This is a genomic window from Winogradskyella sp. PG-2, assembly GCF_000828715.1.
Lineage (GTDB): Bacteria > Bacteroidota > Bacteroidia > Flavobacteriales > Flavobacteriaceae > Winogradskyella.
Genome location: NZ_AP014583.1, coordinates 438,324 through 449,906, shown reverse-complemented (window position 1 = coordinate 449,906; position 11,583 = coordinate 438,324). Strand labels below are relative to the sequence as shown.

At 31.1% G+C, this 11,583-nt stretch carries 14 protein-coding genes and 1 pseudogene; 6 read left to right on the top strand and 9 right to left on the bottom strand.

Annotated features, from left to right (window positions below; all coding sequences use genetic code 11):
- From WPG_RS18490 to folP, 5 genes and pseudogenes are all read right to left on the bottom strand, one after another.
- On the bottom strand, positions 1–570 hold the full coding sequence (locus WPG_RS18490; RefSeq protein WP_045468750.1) for a hypothetical protein: 570 nt from the start codon (positions 568–570) through the stop codon (positions 1–3).
- Positions 571–613: 43 nt separating this feature from the next.
- Positions 614–799: pseudogene (locus WPG_RS18935) on the bottom strand (zinc-ribbon domain-containing protein); the annotation flags it as partial.
- On the bottom strand, positions 799–1,581 hold the full coding sequence (cdaA, locus tag WPG_RS02070) for a diadenylate cyclase CdaA (protein ID WP_045468747.1): 783 nt from the start codon (positions 1,579–1,581) through the stop codon (positions 799–801). The gene cdaA and the pseudogene WPG_RS18935, both read right to left, overlap by 1 nt.
- Before the next feature lie 34 nt (positions 1,582–1,615).
- Positions 1,616–2,335, bottom strand: a complete 720-nt coding sequence (locus tag WPG_RS17190; protein WP_052471123.1) for a hypothetical protein — start codon at positions 2,333–2,335, stop codon at positions 1,616–1,618.
- A 3-nt stretch (positions 2,336–2,338) separates the two neighbouring features.
- Positions 2,339–3,166: a dihydropteroate synthase gene (gene folP / locus WPG_RS02060; RefSeq protein ID WP_045468744.1), complete on the bottom strand. Its 828-nt coding sequence runs from the start codon at positions 3,164–3,166 to the stop codon at positions 2,339–2,341.
- A gap of 379 nt (positions 3,167–3,545) precedes the next feature.
- Here folP and WPG_RS02055 point away from each other — a divergent pair, with 379 nt between their 5' ends.
- The 6 genes from WPG_RS02055 (at position 3,546) to WPG_RS02030 (ending at position 8,614) form a co-directional block, all read left to right on the top strand.
- Positions 3,546–4,085 (top strand): DUF1599 domain-containing protein, encoded by a 540-nt coding sequence (locus WPG_RS02055; protein ID WP_045468741.1) that lies wholly within the window; start codon positions 3,546–3,548, stop codon positions 4,083–4,085.
- Positions 4,086–4,140: 55 nt separating this feature from the next.
- Complete coding sequence (locus WPG_RS02050) at positions 4,141–5,475, top strand: BT_3928 family protein (protein WP_045468738.1); 1,335 nt, start codon at positions 4,141–4,143, stop codon at positions 5,473–5,475.
- A 1-nt stretch (position 5,476) separates the two neighbouring features.
- On the top strand, positions 5,477–6,553 hold the full coding sequence (locus tag WPG_RS02045) for an ABC transporter permease (RefSeq protein WP_045468736.1): 1,077 nt from the start codon (positions 5,477–5,479) through the stop codon (positions 6,551–6,553).
- 172 nt (positions 6,554–6,725) lie between these two features.
- Positions 6,726–7,484 (top strand): triose-phosphate isomerase, encoded by a 759-nt coding sequence (gene tpiA, locus WPG_RS02040; RefSeq protein ID WP_045468733.1) that lies wholly within the window; start codon positions 6,726–6,728, stop codon positions 7,482–7,484.
- Between the two features lie 2 nt (positions 7,485–7,486).
- The gene (prmA, locus tag WPG_RS02035) at positions 7,487–8,323 is read left to right on the top strand and encodes a 50S ribosomal protein L11 methyltransferase (RefSeq protein WP_045468730.1); all 837 of its coding nucleotides are present in this window, start codon (positions 7,487–7,489) and stop codon (positions 8,321–8,323) included.
- A gap of 15 nt (positions 8,324–8,338) precedes the next feature.
- On the top strand, positions 8,339–8,614 hold the full coding sequence (locus WPG_RS02030) for an ATP-dependent Clp protease adaptor ClpS (RefSeq protein ID WP_045468728.1): 276 nt from the start codon (positions 8,339–8,341) through the stop codon (positions 8,612–8,614).
- A gap of 1 nt (position 8,615) precedes the next feature.
- Here WPG_RS02030 and WPG_RS02025 read toward each other — a convergent pair whose 3' ends face one another.
- The 4 genes from WPG_RS02025 to WPG_RS02010 all read right to left on the bottom strand — a co-directional run bounded on the left by WPG_RS02025 (position 8,616) and on the right by WPG_RS02010 (position 11,583).
- Entirely contained in the window at positions 8,616–8,885 is a 270-nt protein-coding gene (locus WPG_RS02025) for a heavy-metal-associated domain-containing protein (protein WP_045468725.1), read from the bottom strand.
- Between the two features lie 2 nt (positions 8,886–8,887).
- Positions 8,888–10,294 carry an MBL fold metallo-hydrolase gene (locus WPG_RS02020; RefSeq protein ID WP_045468721.1) on the bottom strand — a complete coding sequence of 469 codons (1,407 nt, stop codon included), beginning with the start codon at positions 10,292–10,294 and terminating at the stop codon, positions 8,888–8,890.
- Positions 10,295–10,362: 68 nt separating this feature from the next.
- Positions 10,363–11,166 carry a sulfite exporter TauE/SafE family protein gene (locus WPG_RS02015; RefSeq protein WP_045468718.1) on the bottom strand — a complete coding sequence of 268 codons (804 nt, stop codon included), beginning with the start codon at positions 11,164–11,166 and terminating at the stop codon, positions 10,363–10,365.
- Entirely contained in the window at positions 11,167–11,583 is a 417-nt protein-coding gene (locus WPG_RS02010) for a DUF6691 family protein (RefSeq protein WP_045468714.1), read from the bottom strand.

Here is an 11,583-nt window from a genome sequence, read left to right as displayed (position 1 = left end):
TTAGATGATATTAGTGGCTTTTAGTAGAAGTATTACTATAGCAAATAGAATTAATAAAATTAAAACTTGTAAGCCTACAATGATATATGATAATATAATTTTCGCAAAAGTTTCTATATAGGTTTCTTCAGTTACCTTTTTAAAGGCATAACATTGATATATAAATCCTAGGATAGTAACTAAGGTAGCAGCAATAGTTAATGGTGCACCTAACATAGCACATAAAACAGTGAAAAGAGATAAAATTATTATGGTTTGTGCAGTATAATAAAGGTTTATAATTATATGTTCGGTGAAATTAAAGCGCTTTAATCCCGTATAATAATAAGCTATCCAAGTGCCAATAGCTGAAAAAGGCACCATAAGTATATAAATAATGCTTTGAAAATTATTACCACCTGTCATCATATCGTTAATTGCCTTTTCATAATTTTTAGCGAACTCACTATTATCTATATTTGGATCTGTTAATTGAAAAGGATTTTCGAGTTGTTCTACGTAAAAAGTTTTTATTAGAAAGAATTGAATACCAGCTATAGTCAATGCAATAGCAAAAAAACTGAAGCACATCTATATACTTTTTACGAGTGCCATTAATATATCCGTTAATTACTGCTTCAGGTTTCTTAAAAAGTGCAATAAATGTTCGAAGAAGTTTATTATCTATTGATATAAATTCTTCATTAACTTGAGCAGCAAGAATCTTAGGTGTCAATCGATTTTGAATCACTTTAGCTCCGCAATCATCACAAAATTTTTGTGTGTCACTGAGTGTTTTATGACAATTTTTGCAATTCATTACCCTAAGTCTTTTTTAATTTTCTGGGTAAGATCATCAGTATCTTTAAACATTACAAACTCACCAGATTTAAAATAAGAAATCTGACCAGTTTCTTCACTTACTGCAATTGCTAGAGCATCTGTCTTTTCGGTAATACCAACCGCAGCTCTATGTCTTAACCCAAATCGTTCAGGAATATTTTTCTCATTATTTACAGGCAGTATTACACGTGTTGCTTTTACTACATTATTATCAATAATAATAGCTCCATCATGTAAAGGGCTATTTTTAAAAAAGATACTTTCTATAATCGGTTGAGAGACGAGAATATTCATTTCATCTCCAGTATTTGTTAGAAAATCTAAGTTATTATTTCGCTCAATAACAATTAGAGCTCCTGTATTAGTAGTTCCCATTTTATTACAGGCATTGATGATCGCATCAACATCAGTAGAGGTTTGGTCATCGTTTTTTAAGAACTTAAAATTTTTAAAGAAACTTTTCTTACCACCAATGTTAGTAGAACCAACCATCAATAAAAACTTTCTGATTTCTGGCTGAAAGACTACAATTAGAGCGATAATACCAACTTTCATAAAGCCATTAAAAATACCATATAGCATTCTCATGTTAAGATAGTCAGTGATTTGCCATGCAATATAAATCACAAGAATACCTATAAATATATTAATCGCTACAGTACCTTTTACGAGTTTATAAATGTAGTAGAGTAGAATAGCAACTAGGAAGACGTCAACGAAGTCTATAAATCTAAAATCCCAAAGTTGTAAGTTTTCCAAATGGTTAGTCTTTTTGCTAATTTAAGAATTTATGTTAATAAATGAATTCGTTTGTATGTATAATGATTTTATCATTCATAAGTTGAGTTAATTCTGATTTGATTGATATATAATCTTGGAAGCTTAAATTTTTATCAAAACTCAATGAAACCTCTAAGAATTCTTTTGAACTTTCTTTGTAATAGGATTTAAGATATTGAGCAAACTGAAATGAGAAAAGCCATTTAAGATTGAGGTCAATCCCACTTCCTGCTGAAATTTCAACCATTAACGATTGGCCATGAAGCGATTCCTCATTTTTAATCTTAGGGTATATGAAAATTCTGTCATCGTATATTTGAGAAATCTGACTATAAAAAGAAATAGGAGTCTCATCAGTTATAAAATGTATATCTGTAAAATCTACAAACCCTAAATTACCAATACTTGTTTCATTGCAAGTAAAATAATCCTTAGCATTTTCATTTTTATGCATTTCAGCATTTCGCTTTTTTTCTTGTAAGAATTTAATATGAGGAATGGCTTGTTTTAAAGTCAATCGCCTATCTACATTAACTAACCAATTGGTGGTGCTAATTAAGTTTTTTCGATTTAATAAAGTGGAATCTGGTTGCGTTTCGTCATAAAATATATAAGCAGGAGATACATCTAAAACTTCTATAATTTCTGCATTTTCAATTTCTGGTAATTGTAATATTCGCTCATTATTACAACTCAGACATAATAAAAGTACAAGTAAACAAATATTGCGCATAGTCTATTGAGAAGTAAGTTGATTAAAAAGCGTAACACATTCAATGGCTTCTTTTACATCGTGAACGCGTAAAATTTTCGCATCCTTTTGTAAAGCTACCATATGTAAAGCTGTGGTTCCGTTTAAAGCATTTTCGGAAGTGGTATTCAAAGTTTTGTATATCATAGATTTTCGAGATACACCTGCCAACATTGGCTTGTCTAATATGTTTAGTAACTCTAAACGGTTCAATAATTCATAATTCTGTTCTAATGTTTTGGCAAATCCGAAGCCAGGATCAATAATAATATCATTAATTTTTTCAGCATTAGCAGCAGAAATACGTTCTGCAAAATAGGATATAACTTCTTTAATTAAATCGTTATAATCCGTTTGCTGCTGCATGGTTTTAGGATTACCTCTCATATGCATTATAATGTAAGGCACGCTTAAATTACCAATAGTAGAAAGCATATTGTCGTCTAACTTTCCTCCTGAGATATCATTAATTAAAGCTGCTCCAGCCTCAATACTTTTTTTAGCAACTTTACTTCTAAAGGTATCAATAGAAATTAGGGTTTCGGGAAAATGTTTCAAAACTAATTCTATAACAGGTAAAACGCGATTTAATTCTTCTTCCTCACTAACATTCTCAGCACCAGGACGAGAGCTGTAACCACCAATATCAATAAATGTAGCTCCATCTGTTATCATGTTTTCTACTTGATTAAGAATCGAAGTTTCATCTTTATATTTCCCACCATCAAAGAAAGAATCTGGAGTAACATTAAGAATACCCATGACTTTTGGGGATGATAAATCTATTAATTTGCCTTTACAGTTTATGGTCATATATTCAAAAATATTTTAAATAGAGATTACATACGATTTTGCCCAACATAAATCATCAATTATTATTAAAATTCCCTTGAAATATTCAGCAACATATCTATTTCCTCCTAATAATCTATATTCAATTTTTTCTTTTTTTATTTCGTCCTTTAATTTTATAAATTTTTCTTTAGCAAAATCTCCCTCCTCTTTAATCCATTCTTCAAGAGTTAACAGAATTCCATTTTTTGGTTCAATATTAAAAGAACTTTTTTTTCTTGTGAGTAATTCAATAATTAAATCATAAAAGTGATTTTGATCTAATTGTATTTTTTTTGAACACCTGACTTTGAACTCTAAACTATTTAAGCGAAATTTACGGAAATTATAATTGGATTAGATGCAAGATACTTCAAAACAATATGATGCGGTTATTTCTAAATGTAGAGCCCTTTTTGCGAATAAAATGAGTGATTATGGTAGCGCATGGCGAATTTTAAGATTACCATCTCTAACCGACCAAATTTTTATTAAAGCACAACGCATAAGAAGCTTACAACAAAATGCTGTCAGAAAAGTGGATGAAGGAGAAGTTAGCGAGTTTATTGGCATTATTAACTATTGTTTAATGGCATTGATACAGTTAGAAAAAGGTGTTGTTGAGCAACCCGATTTAAATACAGAAGAAGCTACAGAACTCTATGATGAAAAAACAGCATTGACTAAGCAATTGATGTTAGATAAGAATCATGATTATGGTGAAGCCTGGAGAGATATGCGTGTTAGTTCATTAACGGATTTGATTTTACAAAAGCTTTTGCGTGTTAAGCAGATTGAAGATAATGCTGGTAAGACTATTGTAAGTGAAGGTATTGATGCCAATTATCAAGACATGATAAATTATGCCGTTTTTGCAATGATTCATTTGGGTGAAAGCTAGTAAATTCTAAACCACAAAAACGAGATACCATTAGATTTAGGAAACCATAAAGTTTATGAAATACTTAGTACATATCAGTAGAGTTTTAGTCGGAGTTCTATTCATTTTTTCGGGTTTTATAAAATTGAATGATCCACTTGGGTTTTCATATAAGCTTCAAGAATATTTTGGGGAAGATGTATTAAATCTCGAATTTTTAATTCCTTATGCGCTTGGTATTTCGGTAATAGTAGTGGTCTTCGAAGTTGTTCTAGGTGTATTTTTACTAATAGGATACAAACCTAAATTTACAATTTGGAGTTTACTGGTTATGATTGTATTCTTCACATTCCTAACATTTTATTCTGCTTATTTCGATAAAGTAAAAGATTGTGGATGTTTTGGGGACGCTTTTAAAGACTTAATTGGCAGAACAATGACTCCTTGGGAAAGCTTTAAAAAGGATATTGTTCTATTAGTACTAATCGTAATATTATTCTTTGGTTTAAAACATATTAAACCAATTTTCACAAAGCTACCAACTACAGTAATTGCTTTATTAAGTTTTGTAGTTTCACTTTGGTTTGGATACCACGTATTAATGCATTTACCATCTGTAGACTTTAGAGCTTTTAAGATTGGTGCAAACATCCAAAAGGGTATGGAGATTCCAGAGGATGCTCAAAAACCAGTATTAGAGTACACATGGACTTTTAATGTGAATGGTGAAGAGCAAGATTTTGTGACTAATGGAAGTTATCCTAGTGTAGAAGGAGATTACGTTGGTGTAGAGACCAAAGTTATAGATGAAGGTTATGTTCCACCAATTCAAGATTTTTCTATAGAATCTGATGATGAAGATTTAACATCGTATTTCTTAGAAGAAGACAATCTTGTACTTATAGCCATGTATAATATCGCTAAAGGTGAAACAGATGGTAAAGCTAAACTAAAGGCTTTTACAGATGAAGCTATAAAGAAGGGTTATAAAGTTATAGGTTTAACATCATCTGGTATTGAAGATATACAACAGCTAAAGTCAGATTACGATCTTAGTTTTGATTTTTATTTATGCGATGAAAAAGTAATCAAAACAATTGTACGTTCTAATCCTGGGATTGTTATTTTGAGCAAAGGGACCGTTTTAAACAAAGCACATTGGAATGATATTGAAGATATTGAATTGAAAGAATTACCTAAAAAGCCAGCAGTAAAAAAGGATGATGGTACTTTATATTTAGTTGATAATAAAATAGCATCAAAGCAAGAAATTGATTCTTTGTCAAAGGACAATATTAAAGAAGTATATGTTTTGAAAGAACGATATGAAGGAGATGTTATAGATTCAATTAATGTCGCAAATGGTACTAATTATTCATCTATTATAAAAGTAATATTAAATAAAGAATAAACTGATAAGATACCTCTTAAATAAACTCCTCTACGCTTTCATCACCTTAATAGGTGTTATTACTGTCATTTTCTTTCTATTTACAATTCTACCAGGTGATCCGGCTAAAATGATGTTGGGTCAAAATCAAACAGCAGACCAAGTTGCAGCTGTAAAACAGAAATATGGTTTTGATAAACCCCTTGGAACTCAGTTTTTATATTACTTAAATGATTTGTCTCCAATTTCTTTTCATTCAAATAAATTGGAAGATTATACTTATCTAAGTTCAAATAAATATTCAGCGTCAGAACTATTTACCATAGGAAATACAACAACCGTAATTAAGGCTCCATATCTACGAGAATCGTTTACAAAACAAGGAAAAAAAGTAAGTCAAGTGATTGGAGAAACTATTCCAAACACATTTGTGTTGGCAATTTCTGCAATTATAATAGCAATTATTCTAGGAATTATATTCGGAATCATTTCTGCACTATATAAAGATACTTGGATTGATAAAACAATTCAGATACTAAGTACGTTTGGTATGAGTGTGCCTTCATTTTTTAGTGCCATTTTATTTGCATGGTTATTTGGTTTTGTATTGCATAAATACACTAATCTAGAAATGACAGGTAGTTTGTATGAGCTTGATGATTTTGGAGAAAAAATGACTATTAAATGGAAAAATTTGATTCTGCCTTCTATTGTTTTGGGTATTCGTCCATTGGCAGTTGTTATTCAGTTGATGCGTAATTCATTGCTAGAAGTTATGAATCAAGATTATATAAGGACAGCCAGAGCTAAGGGTTTGAGTGAGTTTCAAGTGATTAAAAATCATGCGGTTAAAAATGCATTAAACCCTGTAATAACTGCAATATCTGGTTGGTTTGCCTCTATGTTAGCTGGTGCTGTTTTTGTAGAATATATTTTTGGTTGGAATGGACTTGGAAAAGAAATCGTTAATGCGCTTAATACATTAGATCTACCAGTAATCATGGGAGCAGTTTTAGTCATAGCAATTATTTTCATTACGATAAATATCTTTGTAGATATTATATATGCATGGCTAGATCCTAGAGTGAAATTATCTTAATTTTTAGAGTTACATTAAGTTGATTATTATATAGATATTTGTAACTACTTTTTCTACAACGATTTCGCAACAAATTCTTTCTATTATACGGTAAGGTTGGGTTTTTGCTTATTTTTGTATACCAATTAAATCAATAATATAGCTTCCTCTATAGAAGTATAAATATAACATTATGAGAAAAAATATAGTTGCAGGTAACTGGAAAATGAATAATGATTTAAAAGCTACTAGAAAGTTGGTTAAACAAATCAGAAAGTCAATAAAAGGTGAGGATTTAAATAACACTAGAGTTATTGTTGCACCTACATTTGTTAACCTTGCTACTGCTGTAAAGCGTTCAAAAAAATCTAAATTAGAAGTTGCAGCACAGAATATGCATCAAGCTACTAATGGAGCATATACAGGAGAAATTTCTGCAGATATGTTAAAAAGTATTGGTGTAAAAACGGTTATTTTAGGTCATTCAGAAAGACGTGCTTATTTTGGTGAGACTGACGCACTTTTAGCAGAAAAAGTTAATGCTGCTTTAGCAAATAAACTAGAAGTTATATTTTGTTTCGGTGAAGAGTTGGCAGATAGAAAAGCTGGTAATGAAGAAGCCGTTGTTGAAGGCCAGATTAAAAATGCGTTATTCCATTTAGATGCTAATGCTTACAAAAATATTGTTTTGGCTTATGAGCCTGTTTGGGCAATAGGTACAGGTGAAACTGCAAGTCCAGAACAAGCACAAGACATGCACGCTTTTATAAGAAAGACCTTATCTGCTAAATATGGAAATGATGTAGCTGATTCAGTTTCTATTCTTTATGGAGGAAGTGTAAAACCAGCAAACGCTAAAGAAATTTTTTCAAAGGCAGATGTAGATGGCGGCTTGATTGGTGGTGCTTCATTAAAAGCTGAAGATTTTCATGCAATAATCACTGCGTTTTAATAATGTCTAATGTAATTTATATTGGCTACAATTTTAAAGTAGAACCGTTACAACCAGCAACTGAAATATTAATTGCAGAATTAGGTTATGCAGGTTTTGAAAGTTTTGTTGAAAATGAAAAAGGTGTAACTGCCTATATTCAAAAAAATGAATGGACTGAAACCATTCTAAATGATATCCATATTTTAAGTTCAGATGAGTTTAAAATCACCTACGATTTTAACGAAATTGAACAAACCAATTGGAACGAAGAATGGGAAAAGAATTTTAATCCTATTGTTGTAGACGATTTGGTAACGGTTCGTGCACCATTTCATGATAAGCCAAGTACTAAATATGATTTAATCATTGAACCAAAAATGAGCTTTGGTACGGGTCATCATGAAACGACTCATATGATGATTCAGCATATTTTAAAAAATGATTTTAAAAGTAAATCAGTTTTAGATATGGGTTGTGGTACAGGTGTTTTGGCAATTTTGGCCGAAAAAGTTGGTGCCACACAACTGGATGCTATTGATATTGATAACTGGTGTTACTTAAATAGCTTAGAAAATGTAGAACGCAATAATTGTAGTAATATTTCGGTTTACGAAGGTGATGTGAAGTTACTAGATGAGAAAAAATATGATAGCATTATTGCTAACATTAATAGAAATATATTACTAGCTGATATATCTCAGTATTCAAAATGCTTAAATGAAAATGGCACCTTATTCTTAAGCGGATTTTATAAAGAAGACATTCCTTTAATTGAAACTGAATGTAGTAAGAATAAGTTAAAATTGGACGAAATTATACAAAAAGGACAGTGGGTATCGTTAAAATTTATAAATTAGATTAAAATTTTGATAATGAGTACCCAAAAGCAATATCAAGAAGATTTACTTCTACAAGAAGAAAAATTAAAGCAAAATGAAATCGTCTTGTTTAATGATGATGTCAATACCTTTGATCATGTCATTGATACATTGATATATGCTTGCGAACATACTTCTGAACAAGCAGAACAATGTGCAATTTTAGTGCATTATAAGGGGAAGTGTACTGTTAAAACTGGGTCTTACGACGAGTTAGAACCAAGATGCTCTAAACTTCTTGAGGCTGGTCTTAGTGCTGAGATCTTATAAATTATTTACTCATTCTTCCTACTGCACAACTAACAAAAGATTTTGCTTTTTTTGGTAGAGAGTTCGTTTCACCAATCATTGGATAGCCTAATACAGATAATTTCTTCTTTGCTGATTCAAATTCTATTTCAGAATTGTAATTTAAGCTTACTTCATCGGTTTCATTATTAACTGTAACTTCAGAAATACCATCTAATTTAGATAATTGAATAATGATAGTATTAGCACAACCACCACATTTAAGGTTTTGTATTTTAATTGAACGTTTCATAATTACAAAGTTGTTGGACACACAAAATCAGTTGTTGCCAAATCTGTTTTTTTAATAGCACCAAAACCACCAGCAATATCTATAAGTTTATCAAAACCTCTAGCTTTTAAAATTGATGCAGCAATCACCGAACGATAACCACCTGCACAATGGATATAATAAGTCTTTTCTTTACTGACTTCATTCATTTTATCATTTATATAATCTAATGATAAATGCTGAGCTTTTTCCAGATGCATTGATTGAAATTCTCCGTCTTTACGCACATCGAGAATATTAATTTCAGATGTATTCGCTCTATTTGCAAATTCTTCTGCTGATATAGATTCTAATGTGTCAATATCTTTTCCTGAAGATTTCCATTCTTCAATTCCACCTTCTAAATAACCAAGCGTATTATCATAACCAACGCGAGATAAACGTGTGACAGCTTCTTCTGATTTACCTTCTGGTACAACCAATACAATAGGCTGTTTTAGATCTGTTATTAAAGCACCAACCCAAGGAGCAAAACCACCATTTAAACCTATAAAGATTGAATTAGGTATGTGTCCTTTTATATAATCTGATTGTGGTCTTACGTCTAAAACTAAAGCAGACTCATGATTTGCTAAAGCTTCAAACTCTTCAGGATTAAGTGGAACATCACCTGTTTTTAAAACAGTGTCAAACGCGTCATAACCCATTTTATTCATCATAGCATTCTTAGCAAAATATTGTGGAGGTGGTGCAATACCATCAAGTACTTCTTTTACAAATTCAGCTTTAGTCATATCTGCTCTTAGCGCATAATTGGTTTTCTTCTGCTCTCCTAAAACACCAACAGTTTCTTTACTTAAATTTTTACCACATGCAGAACCAGCACCATGAGCAGGATAAATAATAACATCATTTGCCAAGGGCATAATCTTTTCACGAAGTGAATCAAATAACATACCTGCTAAATCTTCTTTAGTTAAGTCAGACTTTATTGCTAAATCAGGTCGTCCAACGTCTCCTAAAAATAAAGTGTCACCAGAAAAAATAGCATGATCTTTTCCGTTTTTATCTTTTAATAAATAAGTTGTAGACTCCAATGTGTGTCCAGGTGTGTGAAGAACTTTAAGGGTTAATTTGCCTATACTTAGTTCTTCACCATCTATTGCAGAGTGGATATCATAGTCAGTAGAAGCTCCAGGTCCAAAAACTATTTTTGCACCAGATTTATTAGCTAAATCCACATGACCAGACACAAAATCTGCATGAAAATGCGTTTCTAATATGTATTTTATTTTGGCATTATTAGCATCAGCTTTATCGATATATTGTTGAATCTCACGTAAAGGATCAATTATAGCAACTTCACCCTCAGACTCAATATAGTAAGCACCTTGTGCTAAACATCCTGTATATAATTGTTCAATTTTCATTCTTAATTCTTTTGTATTACAAAGTTACAAAACTTCATTTTTTGAAATGTGATATTTATCATAAAGCTTTAAAAGAGCTCTTTAAATAAAATATAAACAGCCATAATTATTGTGAAATAACCAAAACCTATTTTTAATCTTTTAGCACTAATTTTTTTAGATAATATCAACCCTATAAAAATCCCTAAAATAGAAATCGTAGTAAATAATAAGAGAAATTCCCAATCAATGGTTAAAGTTTTTAGATCACCTAGGAAACCAATTAAGGACTGAATAGCAATAATAAACAACGATGTGCTAATCGCTTTTTTAATAGGAAGCTTTACCAATAAAACTAATGCTGGTACGATTAGAAATCCGCCTCCAGCTCCTACTAATCCGGCTAAAACTCCAATACCAATAGCCTGTGTACCAATAGTGAAATAATGTGAGTTATCGAATTTTTTAATTGCATCGTCACTTTGTGCTACTTTAGATTTTATCATTGACCAGCCAGCTAAAAGCATTATAAATGCAAATAATAGCATTATAAAAAGTGAATTGGTAAGTTTAAAAGTACCAATAGAAAATATAACCTCAGGTAAGTTTGGTATGACTAAACTGCGTACCATAAACACAGTAATTATAGACGGAATTGCGAATACAATTGCGGTTTTAAAGTCAATTTTATTTTGTCTAATATTTCTTAATGTGCCAACTAAAGCAGTACTACCAACTACAAAAAGTGAGTATGCCGTAGCGACAATAGGATTGAACCCCAAAAAATACACCAAAATAGGAACTGTAAGTATTGAACCACCACCACCAATTAGACCTAAAACTAGACCAACGATTAAAGCACCACAGTATCCTAAAATTTCAGTAAATTCCATTTAATGAGGTAGTTTGTTTTTTAATACTCCATAAACATAAGTTCCTAATAATGCAGCTGCAATAACTATTAGAATTGTAAATACACCAGTACCAACTAATATATACATTGGTCCTGGGCAGGCACCACACAGTGCCCATCCTAATCCAAAAATTGTTCCTCCTATAATATAGCGAACTAATCCTTTTTCCTTCAAAGGTACTTTTATGGCATTTCCTTTAATTGTTTTTAAATTTAACTGATTAGAAAGTAATAATAAAATAATACCAGTTCCAACAGCGGTTCCAATAATTCCATACATATGAAAAGATTGAAACTTAAACATTTCAAAAATTCGATACCAAGAAACAGCCTCAGATTTTACCAAAACAATTCCAAAGAAAATACCTACCAATAAAAACTTTATATACTTTCCCAT